Annotated in this window: 18 protein-coding genes; 8 read left to right on the top strand and 10 right to left on the bottom strand. The window is 61.3% G+C overall.

Annotation, left to right across the window (positions count from 1 at the left end):
- Window positions 1–33: 33 nt before the first annotated feature.
- Window positions 34–1,002, bottom strand: a complete 969-nt coding sequence (locus tag EKH80_RS08615) for a magnesium and cobalt transport protein CorA (RefSeq protein WP_126684324.1) — start codon at window positions 1,000–1,002, stop codon at window positions 34–36.
- A 182-nt stretch (window positions 1,003–1,184) separates the two neighbouring features.
- On the opposite strand from EKH80_RS08615, the gene EKH80_RS08620 reads away from it, so the two are divergent.
- A complete protein-coding gene (locus tag EKH80_RS08620; protein WP_230473518.1) occupies window positions 1,185–3,188 on the top strand; it encodes an acyltransferase family protein in 2,004 nt (667 codons plus the stop codon).
- Here the strand turns inward: EKH80_RS08620 and EKH80_RS08625 are convergent.
- The 6 genes from EKH80_RS08625 to miaB form a co-directional block, all read right to left on the bottom strand.
- A complete protein-coding gene (locus EKH80_RS08625) occupies window positions 3,177–4,400 on the bottom strand; it encodes a lipoprotein N-acyltransferase Lnb domain-containing protein (RefSeq protein WP_126684325.1) in 1,224 nt (407 codons plus the stop codon). The two genes, EKH80_RS08620 and EKH80_RS08625, sit on opposite strands and share 12 nt — an antisense overlap.
- Window positions 4,401–4,574: 174 nt before the next feature.
- A complete protein-coding gene (locus EKH80_RS08630) occupies window positions 4,575–5,414 on the bottom strand; it encodes a CorC family transporter (protein ID WP_126684326.1) in 840 nt (279 codons plus the stop codon).
- 328 nt (window positions 5,415–5,742) lie between these two features.
- Window positions 5,743–6,207: an rRNA maturation RNase YbeY gene (ybeY, locus tag EKH80_RS08635; protein ID WP_126684327.1), complete on the bottom strand. Its 465-nt coding sequence runs from the start codon at window positions 6,205–6,207 to the stop codon at window positions 5,743–5,745.
- A gap of 4 nt (window positions 6,208–6,211) precedes the next feature.
- Window positions 6,212–7,234: a PhoH family protein gene (locus EKH80_RS08640; RefSeq protein ID WP_126684328.1), complete on the bottom strand. Its 1,023-nt coding sequence runs from the start codon at window positions 7,232–7,234 to the stop codon at window positions 6,212–6,214.
- An 83-nt stretch (window positions 7,235–7,317) separates the two neighbouring features.
- Complete coding sequence (locus EKH80_RS08645; protein ID WP_126684329.1) at window positions 7,318–7,845, bottom strand: GNAT family N-acetyltransferase; 528 nt, start codon at window positions 7,843–7,845, stop codon at window positions 7,318–7,320.
- A gap of 9 nt (window positions 7,846–7,854) precedes the next feature.
- Window positions 7,855–9,240 (bottom strand): tRNA (N6-isopentenyl adenosine(37)-C2)-methylthiotransferase MiaB, encoded by a 1,386-nt coding sequence (gene miaB / locus EKH80_RS08650; RefSeq protein WP_230473524.1) that lies wholly within the window; start codon window positions 9,238–9,240, stop codon window positions 7,855–7,857.
- Window positions 9,241–9,469: 229 nt separating this feature from the next.
- Between miaB and EKH80_RS08655 the strand changes: the two genes are divergently transcribed.
- Window positions 9,470–10,555, top strand: coding sequence for a lytic transglycosylase domain-containing protein (locus tag EKH80_RS08655; protein ID WP_126684331.1), 1,086 nt, complete (start codon window positions 9,470–9,472; stop codon window positions 10,553–10,555).
- A gap of 13 nt (window positions 10,556–10,568) precedes the next feature.
- Here the strand turns inward: EKH80_RS08655 and EKH80_RS08660 are convergent, their stop codons facing one another.
- Window positions 10,569–11,750, bottom strand: coding sequence for a S1C family serine protease (locus EKH80_RS08660; protein WP_126684332.1), 1,182 nt, complete (start codon window positions 11,748–11,750; stop codon window positions 10,569–10,571).
- Window positions 11,751–11,988: 238 nt separating this feature from the next.
- On the opposite strand from EKH80_RS08660, the gene petA reads away from it, so the two are divergent.
- The 6 genes from petA to cycA all read left to right on the top strand — a co-directional run bounded on the left by petA (window position 11,989) and on the right by cycA (window position 17,550).
- Window positions 11,989–12,594, top strand: a complete 606-nt coding sequence (gene petA, locus EKH80_RS08665; protein WP_126684333.1) for a ubiquinol-cytochrome c reductase iron-sulfur subunit — start codon at window positions 11,989–11,991, stop codon at window positions 12,592–12,594.
- A complete protein-coding gene (locus tag EKH80_RS08670) occupies window positions 12,594–13,910 on the top strand; it encodes a cytochrome b (RefSeq protein WP_126684334.1) in 1,317 nt (438 codons plus the stop codon). Before petA ends, EKH80_RS08670 begins: the two co-directional genes overlap by 1 nt.
- Window positions 13,903–14,643: a cytochrome c1 gene (locus tag EKH80_RS08675; RefSeq protein WP_196240358.1), complete on the top strand. Its 741-nt coding sequence runs from the start codon at window positions 13,903–13,905 to the stop codon at window positions 14,641–14,643. The genes EKH80_RS08670 and EKH80_RS08675 overlap by 8 nt, the downstream gene beginning before the upstream one ends.
- An 83-nt stretch (window positions 14,644–14,726) precedes the next feature.
- Window positions 14,727–15,353 (top strand): glutathione S-transferase N-terminal domain-containing protein, encoded by a 627-nt coding sequence (locus EKH80_RS08680; protein WP_126684335.1) that lies wholly within the window; start codon window positions 14,727–14,729, stop codon window positions 15,351–15,353.
- A gap of 221 nt (window positions 15,354–15,574) precedes the next feature.
- Window positions 15,575–16,006: a ClpXP protease specificity-enhancing factor gene (locus EKH80_RS08685; RefSeq protein ID WP_126684336.1), complete on the top strand. Its 432-nt coding sequence runs from the start codon at window positions 15,575–15,577 to the stop codon at window positions 16,004–16,006.
- Window positions 16,007–16,146: 140 nt separating this feature from the next.
- On the top strand, window positions 16,147–17,550 hold the full coding sequence (cycA, locus tag EKH80_RS08690; protein ID WP_126684337.1) for a D-serine/D-alanine/glycine transporter: 1,404 nt from the start codon (window positions 16,147–16,149) through the stop codon (window positions 17,548–17,550).
- A gap of 127 nt (window positions 17,551–17,677) precedes the next feature.
- Here cycA and EKH80_RS08695 read toward each other — a convergent pair whose 3' ends face one another.
- Together EKH80_RS08695 and nadC are read right to left on the bottom strand one after the other, a co-directional pair.
- Window positions 17,678–18,088 (bottom strand): DUF3301 domain-containing protein, encoded by a 411-nt coding sequence (locus EKH80_RS08695; protein WP_126684338.1) that lies wholly within the window; start codon window positions 18,086–18,088, stop codon window positions 17,678–17,680.
- Between the two features lie 36 nt (window positions 18,089–18,124).
- Window positions 18,125–18,982, bottom strand: coding sequence for a carboxylating nicotinate-nucleotide diphosphorylase (nadC, locus tag EKH80_RS08700; protein ID WP_126684339.1), 858 nt, complete (start codon window positions 18,980–18,982; stop codon window positions 18,125–18,127).
- Between the last annotated feature and the right edge of the window lie 56 nt (window positions 18,983–19,038).

The following is a 19,038-nucleotide window of genomic DNA, read 5'->3' on the forward strand; positions in this document are numbered from 1 at the left end:
GCGAAGCCCTTCCCATTTTTTTGGGAAGGGCTCTCAAAGCCACTTTGCACGCTTCAGCCACAAATAAATTGCGCCAACCACGCAAGCCACCAGGCCCGTGATTGCCGGATAGGCCCATGGCTGACTTAGCTCCGGCATGTGGGTGAAATTCATGCCATACCAACTGGTGATCAACGTGGGCGCGGCAAGCATCGCGGCCCAGCCAGCCAGTTTCTTCATCACCTCGTTCTGGCCGAAGGTGACCAGGGCCAGGTTGACGTTGATGGCGGCAGCGAGCATTTCACGCATGGCGCTGATGGATTCGTTGACGCGGAAGACGTGGTCGTAGACATCGCGGAAGTAGACGCGCAGTTCATCCGGGATGAGTTCGGGGTGGAGGCGGACGAGTTGATTGATGACGTCCTGCATGGGTGCGACGGCTAGCCGCAGGCTCATCAGGTCGCGCTGCATGTCGTAGAGGCGGCGGACGGTATCGCGATTGAGGGTGTTGGAGAAAATGTCTGCTTCCAGCATCTGCAGTTCTTCGCGGAATTCGCGCACGATGGGTAGCAGGTTGTCGACGACGAAGTCGAGTACGCCATAGAGGCCATAGCTCGGACCTAGTGCCAGCAAGTCGGGTGTTTTTTCACAGGTCAGGCGTGCCGGTTTGTACGAGAGCGACGCGCCGTGGCGGATGGTGATGAGGTAGCGCTGGCCCAGGAAGATATGGGTTTCGCCGAAAGCAATATGGCCGCCGATCAATTGCGCGGTCTGCACGACGATAAACAGGGAATCACCGTAAGTTTCCACCTTGGTGCGCTGGTGGGCGCAGCGGGCGTCTTCCACGGCTAGGTCGTGCAGGTCGAATTCTTCCTGCAACTTCAGCAACAGCGGACTGTCCGGTTCGTGCAAACCTACCCAGACGAAGGTGTCCGGCTCCTTGAGTACTTCACTGATGTCCTCGATGCTGATGTCGCGTAGGCGCGTACCGTCTTTTTGATATGCGACGCAGTTGACAACCATTGTAGATGCGGCTGGTGTCATTATGGGTGCAGGAGAGGCGCTCATTGCCAAATCATGATGCCAATGGGGATACTGCGCAAATCAAGGGGTGGCTTCCGCCAGGTCTCGGTGTTCTGGAGCGTGCTGGATAGCGATGAAAGGTGCCCGCGGTTACGTAAGGAAGGCAGGGGAGTGTTCGAGTTGTGACTATCCGAAAAGATGAATTTCGACTTGGCTATCGAGCAGACATCGAGGGACTACGCGCCATTGCCGTTTTATTGGTGATAGGTGCACATGCCGCCGTTCCAGGGCTCAGCGGCGGATTTGTCGGGGTCGATATCTTCTTTGTGCTGTCAGGCTTCTTGATCACGGGCTTGCTGATTCAGGAGGTAACACGCGCTGGTAGCCTGCAGTTCGGTGATTTCTATCTGCGCCGCCTGCGGCGCCTCTTCCCTGCATTACTGGTCATGCTGCTGGGCAGCAGTGTTTTGGCCGCTTGGATTCTTTCGCCAACGGCGCAAATCACGCAGGCTACAACCGGTATCAGTGCTTTGGGCTGGCTCAGCAATGTGCATTTTGCACTCGACAAGCTCAACTACTTTGCTGCGGGTAACGAGACCAACCTCTTTCTGCATACCTGGTCTTTAGGGGTGGAAGAACAGTTCTATCTGGTTTGGCCCGCATTGATTTACCTGGTATTGCGCAAAGCGGGAGGGCGAGGTATCGGCCGGTTACGCCTCGGGATGCTGCTGATCGCGCTTTGCAGCTTCGCCGCTTGTGTTTTGACCACCTACAGGCAGCCGCAGCTCGCGTTTTACATGATGCCACTTCGAGCTTGGCAGTTTGCACTGGGGGCGCTGATCTGGCTGGAATTTCGGACAGATGCCGGTTGGCTTTCCAAGCGGTGCTCCAGTGGTGCAGGCCTGAGCGCTATGGGTGGTGTGGGCCTGGTGATGTTATTGGCTGCTGGATGTTTGCTCGATGCCAACAGGCCTTACCCGGGGTTGTATGCCCTCGTGCCTACGGTTGGGGCTGCGATGGTTGTGGCCTCTGGCAGCACCCAGCATCGGACCTTTCTCCAGCGCGTACTGTCATTTTCGATGCTGCAGGCGATCGGACGGATTTCCTATTCCTGGTATTTGTGGCACTGGCCGATACTCTTGCTGGGACAAGCCTTGACTGGTTCGAATGCTCCCGTGCATCGAGTGGGGTATGTGCTTGTTTCATTGTTGCTCGCGATAGCTTCGTATCGTTTTGTGGAATCACCCGTTCGGCATCAACGCTGGTGGTTTGTTCATAAACGGGTAGCGTTATACGGGTGCCTGGCCGTCATGGCGTTGTCCATGGCCGGTTTAATGAAATGGATCGGGTACGCCGATGACCTGGCTAATAGCCCTGAACTAAGGCGCATAACGCAATCTCATTGGGATGCCCCAGTTATCTATTTGATGGGATGCGATGGCTGGTACCGTAGTGATCGAGTCAGTCCTTGCCGGTTTGGAGACCCGCACGCGACGCATACGGCTTTGCTGCTGGGCGATAGCATCGCCGGTCAATGGTTTCCGGCCTTGTCCAAGATCTTTGTTCGGCCCGGATGGCGGTTAGTGGCGCTGACCAAGTCGTCCTGCCCGATGGTTGATCAGCCCATTTTTTATGCGCGCATAGGGCGCGTCTATACTGAATGCGCGAACTGGCGAACTTCTGTGCTCAGCGGAATGGGGGCGCTAAAGCCGGATATTGTCGTTATGAGTTCGTCTGACGGGTCGCTTTTTTCAGAGGAGCAATGGACGAGCGGTTCGAAGAGTGTCATGCAGCAGCTGAGCAGGTCGGTGGGTCAGGTGTATGTGCTGCGCTCCACTCCCCATTTGCCATTCGATGGGCCCGAGTGTCTGGCTGAGCATGCGCTTCGTCCGAAATGGTTGCGCGGTGATCGCGACTGCAGCGTGGTGTTCAAGGATGAGCGCTCCAGCCGGATATACGCCTCGCTGCAAAAGGCGGCAACCCCGTTTGACAATGTCCACGTCTTGGACATGAATGATGCAATCTGCGCGAGTGGCATATGTCAAGCAATACGGGATGACAAGATCGTTTTCCGCGACTCCCAGCATATGACGGCGAGCTTCGCCGGTTCTCTTGCGCAAATATTGGGTCGCAAGCTGCAGCCTGATGCGCAGGCGGCCCTAGGTAACGCTAGATCAGGTATGTAACGAAGTATGCGGCTTGCGCAGCGACCACGCCAGCGCCAGCCAGCATGGCAACGCAAACAAGATCCACGGCTGGTTCTGCTGTATGACATCGGGCAGCAGATGCATGAGCGGAGCTAGCAGCATTGCGATCAATTGCAGTAACAGCACGCTGTTGGCGAAACGCGAAGGAACCATGTTCCGGTGGGCGCGCCATGTCGAGCGCATCAGCAGGAAGGCCAAAGGATTGAACAACAGGAGGTTGGCGTTGGACCATGCTGAATGGTGGGCAGTAAGCGTCCAGAGGATCAGCATGACCAATCCGGTGAGGCCTGCGAGCAGCAGGAACAGGCTGCCAAGCAGCGCATGGGCGAGTTGAGCGTATCGCCAGGTAACGATGATCAGCACGGCGACGATCAAGCCGGCTAAACCCAGTGGTATCCGCAAGTCCGGTGGTGTTGCGGATGGCGCGTCCAGCCGGTTGGGGGAGAGCAGGGTTTCGTTTTGTACCAGCGGCTGCGTGCCGCCGCGGCCATCCGAAACAGCAATGTTGCGTACATTCTTTTGCAGTTCTTCCGGCAGAAAGCTTTCCTGCCAAGCGTTGAGCGGCTGATCGGCATAGGGCCCTAGACCTAAGTCGAGGATCAGCATCAGCCATGGCTGTGCGCTCATCAGGCGCACGGTTTGCTGGCGGTAGGTCATGCCGCCAGGCAATTGGGTAAGCCGTGCCTTGATGACGCCGCCTAACGCGTGATCGAGTGCGTCGCGCACGCGGGTGGTGCAATTGTCGACGTAGTAGTCGTAGTTGTAGACGGCGTTTTCAGGACGCAGGTTCCAAAGCAGGAAATCGCGCAGTGCGGCGGTTTGCTGCGGGGTGAGCGCAAGCTTCTGTTTGGTGACCGAACGGCCGGCTTGGACGTAGAAGTTTTCTTCGTCGGTAGTGGGCTCGGCGTCGATCAGGTAGTGCATCCGGCCGCGCGCGAAGTTGAAGAAGAAATTCTTCTCGTCGAAGTTGAATACGCCGTAGTTGAAGTCCACTTCCTCGCCGCTGGCGCTTTCGCGCAGTTCGATCGCATCGTGGCCGAAGCGTTCCCAGTAGATGTCACCAGGGCCGTAGGTGATGAGGGAGACTTCCAGGTTGGCACCGGGGCCGTCGGCGACACCGGCATGGGCGGGAAGGATCGCGCAGCACAGCAGGGTGAGCGCGATGAGCAGGAAGCGGCCGGCCTTGGTCATGGGAGGGGCGGTTTTATCGGGACGCGTCAGGATAGCGGATGTGTGTGACTGACGTAGTTGGTCCAGACGCCAGTAGGCTGGGTTGCGAAACCCAGCATTGCCATGTACGCAGCCTAGGCAATGCTGGGTTTTGCAACCCAGCCTACATCGCGGCAAAGAGCGGCGCGCCGGCGATTAGCGCCGCAAGACCCGAAACTGCTGCACGCGCCGATCGTCCGCCTGCGTCACGTGAAACGCGAAGTTGTCGATGTCGATCTGCTCGCCGACTTCGGGCAGGTGGCCGAATTCGGCGGTGACCATGCCGCCGACGGTGTCGAATTCCTCGTCGGAGAACCCCGTGCCCACTTCTTCATTGAAATCCGCGATCGGGGTGAGGGCGTCGACGATCCATTCGCCTTCCGCCTGCGCGCGCACGAGGTTGGGCTCTTCCTCGTCATCGTGCTCGTCGTCGATTTCGCCGACGATTTCCTCCAGCACGTCTTCGATGGTGACCAGACCGGCGACGCCGCCGTATTCGTCCACCACCAGGGCCATGTGGTTGCGGCTGCGGCGAAATTCCGCCAGCAGCACGTTCAGGCGCATCGACTCGGGAATCAGCACAGCCGGGCGCAAGATCGAGCGCAGCTCGAAGTCGTGGCCGTTGCCGAAGGTCTTGAGCAGGTCCTTGGCAAGCAGGATGCCGAGGATGTCGTCCTTGTCTTCGCCGTGTACTGGGAAGCGTGAGTGGCCGGATTCGACCACGGCGGCAAGGATGTCTGGAAGCGGCGAGTCCACGTCGATCATCACGATCTGCACGCGCGGCACCATCACGTCGTCGACGTTGAGCTCAGTGACTCGCAGCGCCCCTTCCAGCATGGGCAAGGTGTCGGCGCTCAGCAGGCCGTTGGCCTGGGCGGTTCGCAACTCGTCGATCAGTTCTTCGCGGTTGCGCGGTTCGCCGGAAAACAGATGGCCCAGTCGATCCCACCATTTTCGGTGGACCGGGCCGCTGGTACTGCCAGGGTCCTCGTTCATTACTCTTGAAAAGACAGCCCAAGTGGGGCGGGAAAGTCAGTTTAGCGGAAAAGCCTTTGCTGTTCAGAGACAAAGGGTGGGCTGATGAACATGGGGACGGGCGGGCCTTAGGCAAGGGCTTGCAGCGCTCTGGTGGTCCCCTGGTGAGCACCAGATTCGCGCGATATCTCAGCTGGCGGCTATCTGCTCCCTGCCCTACGTGTAGTAGGGGAGGGTTGGGGTGGGGTAAAGCAACCTTGCAGTGAGCTAAGACAGCGCGGCAAGCTCGTGCAACCCCACCTCAGCCCTCCCCTGCAAGCAAGGGAGGGAGTCCCCGCAACCGGGTGGGTCAGTAGGGATCAGGAACACCCAAGCCTTTGAGGATGCGCGTTTCCATCGCCTCCATCCGTGTCGCTTCGGCTTCTTCGATATGGTCGTAACCCAGCAGGTGCAGCACCCCGTGCACGGTGAGGTGCGCCCAGTGATGAGCCACGAGCTTGCCCTGTTCGGCGGCTTCGCGGCGCACGACCGGGGCGCAGATGGCGATGTCGCCAAGCAAGGGCAGGCGCACGCCCGGCGGCAGCTCCACCGGGAAGGACAGCACGTTGGTGGCGTAGTCCTTGTCGCGATAGGTGCGGTTGAGCATGCGGCCTTCCCGTGTGCCGACGATGCGGACAGAAAGCTCGGCCGGCCGGCGGCGGCGGGCGCCGGCGAGGGCCGCCTCCACCCAGCGGCGGAAGCTGACCGGCGAGGGTACGCCGGCACGCGGGGTGCCATAGCTCAAGTGCAGGGTGGCAAGGGACTCGCCGGCCATGGCCTCAGCTCCCGCGTCCAGGCTTGTTGTCCGTGTTGCCCGTTCCCGGCCCCTCATTGGTCACCTCTTCGAATGCCTCATAGGCACGCACGATCTTGGCCACCAGCGGGTGGCGCACCACGTCGCGGGAGGTAAAGAACGTAAAGCTGATGCCATCCACGCCGCGCAGTACTTCGACCGCATGGCGCAAGCCGGAACGCACGTGGCGGGGCAGGTCGATCTGGCTGACATCGCCGGTGATCACCGCCACCGAACCGAAGCCGATGCGAGTGAGGAACATCTTCATCTGCTCGACGGTGGTGTTTTGCGCTTCGTCCAGAATGACATAGGAGTCGTTGAGCGTACGGCCGCGCATATAGGCGAGCGGAGCGATCTCGATCACGTTGCGCTCGATCAGCTTGGCGACTTTTTCGAAGCCGAGCATTTCGTAAAGCGCGTCGTACAGCGGGCGCAGGTAGGGGTCGACCTTTTGCGACAGATCGCCGGGCAGGAAGCCGAGCTTCTCACCGGCTTCTACGGCCGGCCGTACCAGCAGGATGCGCTGTACGCGATTGGCTTCCAGCGCCTCGACGGCGCAGGCTACGGCGAGATACGTCTTGCCGGTGCCGGCGGGGCCAACGCCAAAACTGATGTCGTGGGTGCTGATCGCGTGCAGGTAGCGCGCCTGGTTCGGGCCACGGCCTTTGATCACGCCGCGCTTCACCTTGATGACCACTTCCTGGGCGCTTTCGGCGGCCTCCTCCACCATCGAGTCGATGCCCGATTCGGCCAGGTGCAGGTTGATCTTCGCGCCGGTGAGCGCCTCGCTTTCGGTGGCGGCATAGAGCGCGCGCAGTACTTTCTCGCCGGTGCGCGCGGCGGCTTCCTCGCCGATCACCTGGAACAGATTGCCGCGGTGGTCGATCTCCACGCCCAGGCGCAGTTCCACTTGACGCAAGTGCTCGTCGAACGGACCGCACAGGTTGGCGAGCCGGGCGTTGTCTTCCGGGTCGAGGGCGAAATCGCGTTGGTTCAAACCGTTGTTCATAGCTATCGAATTCTTTCGTGGGTCGTAGCGCCGGCGAAAGCCGGACCGGTGCCTGATTGCAGGCAAGGTCGCCAGGCCTCGGCTTACGGCGGTGATGCAGCGTCTGACTGCTTCAGATCGAGCCAATAGAAGCGCGTATCAACCGGCATGAACGGAAAGCTCGCCGGCAACTGCGTTTTTTCGATCAGAGCGAAGCCGTGCTTTTCGTAAAAACGATGCGCGGCACGGAATTTGTCCGTGGTGCCCAGGAACACGTTTTGCACAGCGTGCTGCTTGGCCCAATCCAGTGCACCTTGCAACAGCTTGGCGGCAACGCCCCATTCCGCGCCGCGATACTCGGCGGCCACGAACATCTTGCGCAACGCCGCGGTGTGATCGCCGATATCCTTCAACGCAATCGTGCCGACAACTTTTTCCCGGTCCAGGGCCATCCAGAAATTGCCCGCACCCTGCTGGTAGTAAGCAGGGATCGCAGCAAGATCCGGTTGGCGCTCCAGGTCGATATCGAAGCCGAATTCCTCGCGCTGGATCGACACGATCAACTGGCCTGCCGCGGCGGCATGCTGCGACTGGAACGGGATCAAGCGGATGTGTACGGCGTTGGCGCCCATGCCGGTGAGTCAGGCGGCTTCGCTATCCACGCTGGCGATACGCCCACGCAGCGAGTTGGTCATCGCCTCGGTGATCACCACGTCCACGAACTGGCCGATCAGCCGGGCAGGCCCCGGGAAGTTCACATAGCGCATGTTCTCGGTGCGGCCGGTTAGTTCGTTCGGGTTTTTCCTGCTTGGCTTTTCCACCAGTACGCGTTGCACGCTGCCGATCATGGCCTCGTTGATCTTGCGTGCGTTCTCATTGAGCACAGCTTGCAGTCGCGCCAAGCGCTCGCTTTTCACCGCGGCCGGCATGTCGTCGGCAAGATTCGCCGCCGGCGTGCCTGGGCGTGCGGAAAAAATGAAGGAGAAGCTCTGGTCGAAGCCGACGTCGTCGATCAGCTTCATGGTCTTGTCGAAATCGGCATCGGTTTCGCCCGGGAAGCCGACGATGAAATCGGACGAGACGCAGATGTCCGGGCGCACCGCGCGCAGCTTGCGCAGCTTCTGTTTGAATTCCAGCGCCGTATAACCGCGCTTCATCGCCGCCAGCACGCGATCCGAGCCGGATTGCACAGGCAGGTGCAGGAAATTGGCCAGCTTCGGCACGTTCGCATAGGCTTCGACCAGCGAGTCGGAGAATTCCAGCGGATGGGAGGTAGTGAAGCGGATGCGGCCGATGCTCTCGATTTGCGCAATGGCATGGATCAGCAGCGCCAGGTCGGCCGTGCCACCGTCGTGCGTGGGGCCGCGGTAGGCGTTCACGTTCTGGCCCAGCAGGATCACTTCGCGCACGCCCTGTTCGGCCAGCTGCGCCACTTCCACGATCACGTCGTCGAACGGACGGCTGATTTCCTCGCCGCGGGTGTAGGGCACCACGCAATAGCTGCAATATTTGGAGCACCCTTCCATGATCGAGACGAAGGCGGTGGGGCCTTCGGCGCGTGGTTCGGGCAGGCGATCGAACTTCTCGATCTCCGGAAAGCTCACGTCCACCTGCGGCTTGCCGGTGGCGCGCTTGGCTTCGATCAGCTCGGGCAGGCGGTGCAGGGTTTGCGGGCCGAATACCAGGTCCACGAATGGCGCGCGCTTGAGGATTGCGTCGCCTTCCTGCGAGGCAACGCAGCCGCCCACGCCGATCAGCACGGGCTTGCCGCCTTGCTTGTATTCGCGCCAGCGGCCGAGCTGGCTGAACACCTTTTCCTGCGCCTTCTCGCGGATTGAGCAGGTGTTGACCAGGATCACGTCCGCTTCCGACTCATCCTCGGTCAATTCCAGGCCATGCGACGCGCGCAGCACGTCGGCCATCTTGGCCGAGTCGTACTCGTTCATCTGGCAGCCGTGGGTCTTGATGAAAAGCTTGCCGCTCATGGCGTCGGGTACCGTGGATTCGGAAGGCGGTGCGGAATGCATCGAACCGCGTATTGTACTCGCGCGGTTGGTGGGCTGCTACTGATGGATCAAGCACTTGCGGTGAGACGGCTGCATGGATGGCTGCGCTTGGCTTGGCAATCCAGCCTACGATTGCCATCTCAACCTACATGGCTGTGGCGGCTGGCGGGGCGTGTATATGCATGTTCTGGCACACGATTTCGGCGATTCGTGCTTGGCTCGTGGCGGTTGAGGGCGCAAACTTCGCGCCATGTTTGCCGCCGCATGCCAAAGGGGGGGGCGCGGTTCCAGGGCAAGCCGCCTCCCTGCGCTGTTTCTGACCACCATCCTGGTGCTGCTGGGCTGTGCCTTGTTGCTGCTGTCTGCGCGGCCGGCCCGGGCTGGCGCACTTTATCGCTGCGCGGGATCGCAGGGGGAAGTGGTGTTCACCAGCAGCAAGGCGGGTTACCGGGAGTGCCAGCAAGTGGCTTCCTTCTCGACCCCGGCGGCGCATGCGGGGCCGCGACGCATGATTTCGAGCCAAGCCAGTTCGCTGGCCTGGGTGACCGGGTGGGTGGAAACCACGGCCAGGCCGGTCGCGCCTATCGTTACTTCCTTGGATCGGGTGGCGGGGGGCGTGGAGTCCACGGCTCGAGTGCTGCCCGCCCCGCTTGCCGGCAAGCCCGGGCAGTGGACCTACAGCGAGTCGCACAACGGCTTGTCATCCGCGCTGGCCGACAGCGGCGCGCAGGATTCTCCGGACACCCGCGTGCTGCGCGGCGCTGTATACCGGGTTACCCATCGCGACGGCAGTGTGGAATACACCAATGTCCCGCAGGGCGGGGCACAGGCCAGCAACGTCACGAAGCTGTTCAGCTATATCGCCACCTGCATGGCGTGCAATCTGCACTCGACCATCAACTGGGGGGCGGTGGCACTCAACCTGGACGCCTACAAGGACGCGATCCGCGAGGCGAGTCTGGAGTCGGGCGTCGACGAAGCGCTGATCCGCGCCATCATTCACGCCGAAAGCGCCTTCAATCCGCGAGCGATGTCGCTCAAGGGGGCGCAGGGGCTGATGCAATTGATGCCGGGCACCGCCAACAACATGGGGGTGCTCGATGCCTTTGATCCGGCGCAGAACATCCGCGGAGGTGCGCGCTACCTCGGCCTGTTGATGAGGAACTTCAACGGCGACGTGCGGCTGGCGGCTGCTGCCTACAACGCCGGCCCCTCTGCCGTGCAGCATTACAACGGTGTGCCGCCGTTTGCGGAAACGCAGGTCTACGTACAGCGCGTGGGGGAGCTGCTGCAGCGCTATAGCAAGGCATTGCACCCGCCACTGGCTAGTCTGTAGGCCGCATCCGAACCTACCCCGCCGAAATCGTCGCAGGCATCCGCGGCGGACGCTGGATCACGTTCACCATCACGTGGAACGGCACGCCGTTGCGCAGGCCGGAGACTTCCACCTTGCTGCCGGGCTTGAGCAGCTCTTCGTGGCGGCCGAGGTCAGCAGGATCGCGGATGTCGTCTTCGCCCAGCCGCAGCAAGATGTCGTGCGGTTGGATGCCGGCCGCGGCGGCGGGGCCGCCGGCATAGACATCGGTAACCTGGGCGCCACGTGCCGCCGCCGCCGGCAGGCCGCTGTCGGCGGCCACCGGCACGAAACCGTAGTTCGCGCCGAGCCAGCCGCGGACTACGTGGCCGGTTGCGATTAATTGTCGCAGTACGTTGGTAGCCGTATCGACCGGAATGGCAAAACCGATACCCTCCGCATTGGCTGCCTTGCCGATAAGGAGGGTGTTGATACCGACCAGGTCACCGTTGCTGTTGACCAGCGCACCGCCGGAGTTGCCGAGGTTGATCGCGGCATCGGTCTGGATGAAATCTTCCGGACTGCTGTTGCTCAACTGTCGACCGATCGCGCTGATGATGCCCATGGTCACGGTCTGATTGAGGTTGAGCGGGTTGCCGATGGCCAGCACCACGTCGCCCACGCGCAACTTTTTCGGATCGGCCATCTGGATCACCGGCAGGTTGCCGGCTTCAATTTTCAGTACGGCCAGATCGGTTTCCTCGTCCGCGCCGACCAGCTTGGCTTTCGCAACGCGCCCGTCGTAGAGCAGCACCTGGATGTCGTCGGCATTGGCGATCACGTGATTGTTGGTGAGCACGTAGCCGTCCGCACTGACGATCACGCCGGAGCCGAGGTTCTGTTCGCGCCGTGACACTGGAGGTCCTGCCGGCGCGCCGCCGAACAGCTGCTGCATCAGAGGATCAGTGAACATGCGTACAGCCTGCTCGGTCACGATCTTGTTGGCGTAGATGTTCACGACGGAAGGTGCGGCTTTGGCAACGGCATCGGCGTAAGAGAACGGAGCAGGTTGTGCTACCGACGAAATCGCGGCGGAATTGGCCGTGTGCGGCAACCCGAAGCGTGCGCGCAGACCATCGCCGACGCCCGGCCAAATCAGGCTGATCACGAACGCGATCGCCAGCCCGAGTATCACGAATCGGGCAACAAAGGCGACGATGCCGGCGGCATGCTTCATGTCGTAATCAGTCTTGAGGAGAGGTGAGCGTATGAGTGTGGCAGAGCGACGTGACCGCCCGTGCGGTTTTATTGTAGGGTTCTAGACCTGAGGCTAGACTAACGCGATTTTTGTAGGCAACGCTTGTTTTGCAGGGGCACGATCCTGGGGCGGTCGGCGAAGCGCAATCTTTAGCTCGTCCGCAGCGGCAGAATCTGGTTTCTGCAGTGTCAATGGCATGCAAGTACCGGAGAGCCTGATGGCGAACGAAGTCGTCGATCATGGCCGCCGCCGCTTTCTCACCACAACCACCGCTGTGGTGGGAGGAGTGGGCGTAGTGGCGGCAGCTGTGCCTTTCATCAAGTCGTGGGAACCCAGTGCAAGAGCCAAGGCCGCCGGCGCCCCCGTTACGCAGTCACTCAAGAAGATCGAGCCGGGCCAGCAACTGATCGTGGCCTGGCGCAGCCTTCCGGTATTCATCGTCCATCGCACGCCGATACAGCTCGCGGCGCTGCCCAAGCAGGATGCCCGGTTGGTCGACCCGAGTTCCACCGGCGTCTCCGCCGATCAGCAGCCCAAATACGCGCAGAACCCCACCCGTTCAATCAAGCCCGAATGGCTGGTGATGATCGGCATCTGCACTCACCTGGGCTGCGTGCCCGACTACGTGGGCCAGATGAAGGCCGAGCCTTTCGATCCAAACTGGCAGGGCGGCTACTACTGCCCCTGTCATCACTCGCGCTATGACATGGCCGGCCGCGTCTACCAGGGTGTGCCTGCGCCGAAGAACATGGCGATTCCGCCTTATCACTTTGTCGACGACGCCACCGTGCAGATCGGCGTGGACGCGGAGGGGAATGCGTAATGGCCAACGTCTTCTCGAACGCTTTTTCTTCCCTGGGCGAATGGGTCAATGAACGCGCGCCCGGCTTGATGCCGGTGTACCGCAAGCACATGACCGAGTACTACGCGCCGAAGAATTTCAACATCTGGTACTACTTCGGTTCGCTGGCCCTGCTGGTGCTGGTCAACCAGATCCTCACCGGCATCTTCCTCACCATGAACTACGACCCGAGCGCGAGCGGCGCGTTCGATTCGGTGCAGTACATCATGCGTGACGTGGAGTGGGGTTGGCTGATCCGTTACATGCACTCCACCGGCGCGTCGCTGTTCTTCGTGGTGATTTACCTGCACATGTTCCGCGGGCTCATGTACGGCTCGTACCAGAAGCCGCGCGAGCTGGTGTGGCTGCTAGGCATGCTGATCTTCCTGGTGCTGATGGCCGAAGCCTTCATGGGCTACGTGTTGCCATGGGGCAACATGTCGTTCTGGGGCGCGAAGGTGATCGTCTCCCTGTTCGGCACCATCCCGGTGATCGGCAAGGACCTGGTCGAGTGGATCATGGGCGACTACCTGCCCGCGGACGCCACGCTCAATCGCTTCTTCGCCCTGCACGTCATCGCGCTACCGCTGGTGCTGTTGCTGCTGGTGGTCCTGCATCTGGCCGCGTTGCATGAAGTGGGTTCGAACAACCCCGATGGCGTGGACGTGAAGCATGGTCCGAAGGGCAACCGCTGGGACCCGACCAAGCCGGCCGATGGCATTCCGTTCCATCCGTACTACACGGTGAAGGATCTGGTCGGCGTGGGCCTGTTCCTTGCCATCGCCGCCTTCATCATCTTTTTCCAGCCGACGTTCGGCGGCTGGTTCCTCGAACACGACAACTCGGTGCCGGCGAACAATCTCGTCACGCCGGCGCAGATCAAGCCGGTGTGGTACTTCACCGCGTTCTACGCGATCGTGCGCATGGTTCCGTCCGCTTTCGGTACAGCGGTATGGGGCGTGCTAGGCATGTTTGGTGCGATCCTGCTGCTGTTCCTGCTGCCCTGGATCGATGCGGGCAAGGTGAAGTCCATTCGTTACCGCGGCACCGGCTACAAGGTGGCGCTGGGCTTGTTCGTGCTGGCGTTCTTCGGGCTGGTGTTGATCGGTACCGATTCCACCGCCGACCTGATTCCGATGCTGTTCGGCGCGGGTGTGGACGTCACCTCGCTGGAGAACCTGTTCGGCCGCGTGATGGTGCTGGTCTACTTCGGGTTCTTCGTATTCCTGTGGCTGTACACGCATCTTGGCTGGGAAAAGACCAAGCCGGTTCCGGAACGGGTGACGACGCATGATTAAGCGCTACATTTCCTTTTTCGCGCTGGTGTTCGGCCTGCTGCTCGGCACCCCGGCGGCGATGGCGGAAGGTCCAGAGCTACCTGACGCCGGCACCAATCTGCGTGATACGGCATCGCTGCAACGCGGTGCGCATATCTTTTTCAACTACTGCGTGGGCTGCCATTCACTCAAGTACCTGCGCTACGAGCGCATTGCGGACGACCTCGGCTTGACCGAGGAAGACGTGATGAAAAACCTCGACTTCACCGGCGGCAAGTTCGGCGATCCGGTGGTTTCGCACATGCCGCCCGACGACGCGCAGAAGTTCTTCGGCAAGGCGCCACCGGATCTCTCGCTGGAAGTTTCGGCCAAGGGCGAGGATTGGGTGTTCGCCTATCTCAACTCCTTCTACCTCGACCCCAAGAGTCCGATCGGCTGGAACAACACCGTCCTGCCGAATGCGGCGATGCCGTTCCCGCTGTGGGAATTGCAGGGCATGCAGGTGCCGGAGCTGAAGCCGGCGACGCCGGGTGACGATGCTCAGGTAGAAAAGCTCACGCTGCTCCATCCCGGCAAGCTCACGCCGGCTGAGTATCAGCAGGCGGCCCGCGACGTCACCAATTTCCTGGCCTACGCTGCCGAACCGGCTGCTCTGCAGCGCCGCCACTACGGCATCTGGGTGGTGCTGTTCCTGTTGGGCTTCACCTTCCTGGCATACTTGCTGAAGAAAGAATATTGGAAGGACGTCCACTGACGTCCTTTTAGAAAAAGAAGGGACTTGTGGCCGCAGGGTGGCACACGCCATCCTTGCGGCCAAACTGGAGGGGAGAAAGGTGCATGGTCCAGAACGCTCGTTCCCGGACGGTACTCGCCCTGTACACCGCTGCTGATGACATCCAGTGTCATCGAGTAAGGCTGGTGCTGGCCGCGAAAGGAGTCACCTATGACCTGGTCGTGATCGACCCGGCCAAGCCCTCCCAGGACCTGCTCGATCTGAATCCCTATCACAGCCTTCCTACCCTGGTGGATCGGGAGCTTACTCTGTACGACACCTCGGTCGTATGCGAGTACCTCGACGAACGCTACCCGCATCCCCCCCTGATGCCGATCGATCCGCTCTCCCGCGCCAGGCTGCGGCTGGCGGCGGTGCGTATCGAGCGCGATTGGCTGCCGGAAATCGAACACATCAAGGCCGGTGGCCGCCCGGCCGACGCAGCGCGCAAGCGCCTGCGCGAGCAACTGTTGACGGCCTTGCCGTTGTTCAAGGCGTCCAAGTTCTTCCTCAACCCGGAAATGAGCCTGGCCGATTGCCTGGTGACGCCGGTGGTGTGGCGGCTGCCGTCACTGGGCGTCGATCTGGGGCGTGAAGGCAAGCCGATCATGGACTACGGCGAGCGCCTGTTCCATAGTCAAGGGTATGCCCGCAGTCTGACGGCAGAAGAAAAGGCGCTGAGGGTGCTCTAGCCGGTTTTGCCTGGAGCGGCCTTCTGGACATTTCCCCTTCTTTTCTCATTCAATACGCGGGGGCCGGCTCTGTCTGTCCGCATTCCTTCGGTCCATCGTATCGCCAGGCGGCCAGTCTGCCTTCGCCGATGGTCCTGCGGTTTGCGAACAGACCATGCCGGCGACGTCCACGCAAAACCGGCTAGAGCGCCCTTCTGGTGACGAACCAGCAACATTCCAACATGAGTTCCAACCGTCCGTACCTGTTGCGGGCGATCTACGACTGGATCAGTGACAACAACCTCACTCCCTACATGCTGGTCGACGCCACCCGCAGTGGCGTGAGGGTGCCGCCGCACGTAATCAAGAATGGGCAGGTGGTACTCAACCTGGCCATGCGCGCGGTCGCCAACCTGGACCTGGGCAACGAGTGGATCAGTTTCCAGGCCCGCTTCTCCGGCGTCAGCCACAGCATCCAGATTCCAGTGCCGGCCGTGCTGGCCTTGTACGCGCAGGAAAACGGACAGGGCATGATGTTTCCGGCCGAAGACGAGGAACACGGCGGCGAAGCGCCGGGCGATACGCCGCCGTCACCACCCGAGCCGGAGCCGCCGACGGGAGATGGGGACAAACCCAAGCGAGGGGGTGGCTCGCATTTGCGGGTAGTGAAGTAGGTTGGCGTGCAAACACCAACATAGCCGTCTCCATGCAGCGCGGAATTGGGGTTATTCCTACAAATAGCCCTGCGTACCTGCGATAGCCGCTCACGGGCATTTCCTCTAAGGTAGCGGCTTTCTCTTACAAGCCGCTCCGCATGTCCGCTGCCCACGAGCAACCCGATCACCTCCGTCGTAGCCTGTCCAATCGCCATCTGCAACTGATCGCCATCGGTGGTGCGATCGGCACCGGCCTGTTCATGGGCTCGGGCAAGACGATCAGCCTGGCCGGGCCTTCGGTACTGCTGGTGTACCTGATCATCGGCGTGATGCTGTTCTTCGTGATGCGCGCGATGGGCGAGCTGTTGTTGTCGAACCTGGAATACAAGTCGTTCATCGATTTCACGACCGACTTGCTCGGTCCCTGGGCGGGCTTTTTCTGCGGCTGGACCTATTGGTTCTGCTGGATCGTAACCGCCATCGCGGACGTGGTCGCCATCGCTTCCTATGCACAGTTCTGGTTCCCGGGTTTGGCGCCGTGGGGGCCGGCACTGCTATGGGTGTTGACGCTGCTGGTGCTCAACCTGACCGCTGTGCGTCTGTTTGGCGAATTGGAGTTCTGGTTCGCGTTGATCAAGATCCTGGCGATCGGCGCGCTGATTGCGATCGGCTTCGGTATGGTGGCATTTGGATTCACTTCGCCGTTGGGTCATCGCGCTACGCTGGCCAATCTGTGGAGTGATGGCGGCTTGTTCCCCACCGGCGTGGACGGTTTTTTCGCCGGCTTCCAGTTGGCGGTGTTCGCTTTTGTCGGTGTCGAGTTGGTGGGCACGGCGGCGGCGGAAACAGCCGATCCCATGCGCAACCTGCCCAAGGCGATCAACTCCATCCCGGTGCGCATCATCTTGTTCTACGTGCTGGCGCTGGTGGTGATCATGGCCGTAACGCCGTGGCGGCTGGTCCATCCGGGCAGGAGTCCGTTCGTGGAGCTGTTCCTGCTGGCTGGCATCCCCGCCGCGGCGAGCCTGGTCAATTTCGTGGTGCTCACCTCGGCTACCTCGTCGGCCAATAGCGGGATCTTTTCCACCGGACGGATGCTTTACGGCCTGGCCGAGGAAAACCATGCGCCGCGTCTGTTCGCGCGATTGTCGCAAGCAGCGGTGCCCTCGAAGGCCCTGGTGTTTTCCTGCCTGTGCCTGCTGGCCGGCGCCACGCTGGTGTATGTGGTGCCCAATGTGGTGACTGCTTTCACCCTGGTCACCACGCTGTCGGCGGTACTGTTCATATTCGTGTGGTCGCTGATCCTGGTGGCCTATATCGTCTACCGGCGCAAACGGCCGCAATTGCATGCCGTTTCCACATACAAGATGCCGGGCGGTGTGCTGATGTGCTGGGTGTGCCTGGCGTTCTTTGCATTCGTGCTGTGGCTGCTGACCTTGCAGGCAGATACGCGCCAGGCCTTGCTGGCCAGCCCGGTTTGGTTCGCGTTACTGGCGATTGCGTATGCGCGGAAGGTACGGCGCGGCGCAAAGACCCCCTCTCCCGTGGGAGAGGAGGGCTAGGCTGCCGTAGGCTGGATTGACGATCTCGGCTTTGCGCAGATGCACGCACGGCAATGCTGGGTTTTGCAACCCAGCCTACGATCGGCATCCCTGTCTGCAACGCTTAAGACTCGGCGCCAGGCGAGCGCTAATGCCGGATATCCCGATCGCGGTAATGCCGGCGAAACGGCAACACGTTGCTACCTTTGGCCGTCGGCGCCTCACCTGCCGCAGGATGCTCCGGCGTATACAACTCGACGGTGGGAAGTATCAGCGCTGTCAGCATCGGACCGATCATCCATAAATGCCCGGCCTCGCGGTCATCGCCGTCGATGCTCACTTCAAAACTGTAGCGGCGTTCCAGTACCCGCCTGCCGCGAAAGCGGCGCAGGCGCAATCCGCTCAAGCCCACGGTCTCATCCAGCAACTGCAGGCCGTGCTGCTGGCAGCGCTGGCGGGCCTCCTGGATGGCGCGGTCACGCGTACGGCTCAATCTCAGCCAGCTGCCGGCGACGGCCAGCAGCACGAGCAGCAGCAGTAAGGTAGCAAGGTCGCCCATACCCGCAGTGTGTGGGCGACCGGTACGACTCGCAAGTCAGCTGATCTTCAAACGGAGCGAAAGGTCGACCGCTCGCACATGCTTGGTCAGCGCGCCCACCGAGATGTAGTCCACGCCGGTGCGCGCATAGTCGCCGATGGTCTTGAGGTCGACGTTACCGGAAATCTCCAGCGGTACACGGCCGTCGGTTTGCGCAACAGCCTGTTGCATCAGCGGCAAGCTGAAGTTGTCAAGCATGACACGGTCCACCCCCGCGTCGAGCGCCTGCTGCAATTCGTCGAGGTTTTCGACTTCCACTTCCAACAGCAGGGTAGGGTGCAGCTGGCGCGCCGCTTGCACCGCCGCAGCGATGCTGCCGGCGGCGATGATGTGGTTTTCCTTCACCAGAACGGCGTCGTAGAGACCGATACGATGGTTGTGGCCACCCCCGCAGCGTACGGCGTATTTTTGAGCCAGGCGCAAACCCGGTACAGTCTTGCGCGTATCGAGCACCCGCGTGCTGGTGCCTGCTACGGCCGCGACATAGGCAGCTGTGGTGGTGGCGGTGCCGGACAGCAGCTGCAGGAAATTCAGAGCCGAGCGTTCGGCCGTAACGACGGCCCGCGCGTTGCCGTGCATTTCGCAAACGATGGTGCCGGGTGTCACCTGATCGCCGTCGTTGACGCGCCAATGGATGCGTGCCTGCGGGTCGAGTTTGTGCACGCAGGTATTGAACCAGGGAATGCCGGCGATGACCGCTTCCTCACGGCAGGTGAGTGCGGCGAAGGCCTGTGCGTCGGCGGGTAGCAGGCTGGCGGTCGCATCACCGTGGCCAATGTCTTCGGCAAAAGCGCGTTCCACGTCGGCGTCGATCAGACGCTGGTCGGGTGGGACGAAACGAAATGTTTGACTCATGCGGAAACCCGCTGCGCGTGGTGGGGAGTGCCGCGCATGCTACCCGGAAGCAGGCA

Source organism: Dyella choica, assembly GCF_003977665.1.
Taxonomy (GTDB): domain Bacteria; phylum Pseudomonadota; class Gammaproteobacteria; order Xanthomonadales; family Rhodanobacteraceae; genus Dyella_B; species Dyella_B choica.

Bases quoted from the DNA above. Each gene is read 5' to 3' on its own strand.
- EKH80_RS08625 (WP_126684325.1), bottom strand. From the start codon at position 4,400: ATGACCAAGGCCGGCCGCTTCCTGCTCATCGCGCTCACCCTGCTGTGC.
- EKH80_RS08645 (WP_126684329.1), bottom strand. From the start codon at position 7,845: ATGGGCGCCAACGCCGTACACATCCGCTTGATCCCGTTCCAGTCGCAG.
- ybeY (WP_126684327.1), bottom strand. From the start codon at position 6,207: ATGGCCGGCGAGTCCCTTGCCACCCTGCACTTGAGCTATGGCACCCCG.
- EKH80_RS08670 (WP_126684334.1), top strand. From the start codon at position 12,594: ATGGCCAACGTCTTCTCGAACGCTTTTTCTTCCCTGGGCGAATGGGTC.
- EKH80_RS08615 (WP_126684324.1), bottom strand. From the start codon at position 1,002: ATGGTTGTCAACTGCGTCGCATATCAAAAAGACGGTACGCGCCTACGC.
- miaB (WP_230473524.1), bottom strand. From the start codon at position 9,240: ATGCATTCCGCACCGCCTTCCGAATCCACGGTACCCGACGCCATGAGC.
- EKH80_RS08675 (WP_196240358.1), top strand. From the start codon at position 13,903: ATGATTAAGCGCTACATTTCCTTTTTCGCGCTGGTGTTCGGCCTGCTG.
- EKH80_RS08630 (WP_126684326.1), bottom strand. From the start codon at position 5,414: ATGAACGAGGACCCTGGCAGTACCAGCGGCCCGGTCCACCGAAAATGG.
- cycA (WP_126684337.1), top strand. From the start codon at position 16,147: ATGTCCGCTGCCCACGAGCAACCCGATCACCTCCGTCGTAGCCTGTCC.
- petA (WP_126684333.1), top strand. From the start codon at position 11,989: ATGGCGAACGAAGTCGTCGATCATGGCCGCCGCCGCTTTCTCACCACA.
- EKH80_RS08680 (WP_126684335.1), top strand. From the start codon at position 14,727: ATGGTCCAGAACGCTCGTTCCCGGACGGTACTCGCCCTGTACACCGCT.
- EKH80_RS08685 (WP_126684336.1), top strand. From the start codon at position 15,575: ATGAGTTCCAACCGTCCGTACCTGTTGCGGGCGATCTACGACTGGATC.
- EKH80_RS08695 (WP_126684338.1), bottom strand. From the start codon at position 18,088: ATGGGCGACCTTGCTACCTTACTGCTGCTGCTCGTGCTGCTGGCCGTC.
- EKH80_RS08655 (WP_126684331.1), top strand. From the start codon at position 9,470: ATGTTTGCCGCCGCATGCCAAAGGGGGGGGCGCGGTTCCAGGGCAAGC.
- nadC (WP_126684339.1), bottom strand. From the start codon at position 18,982: ATGAGTCAAACATTTCGTTTCGTCCCACCCGACCAGCGTCTGATCGAC.
- EKH80_RS08660 (WP_126684332.1), bottom strand. From the start codon at position 11,750: ATGAAGCATGCCGCCGGCATCGTCGCCTTTGTTGCCCGATTCGTGATA.
- EKH80_RS08640 (WP_126684328.1), bottom strand. From the start codon at position 7,234: ATGAACAACGGTTTGAACCAACGCGATTTCGCCCTCGACCCGGAAGAC.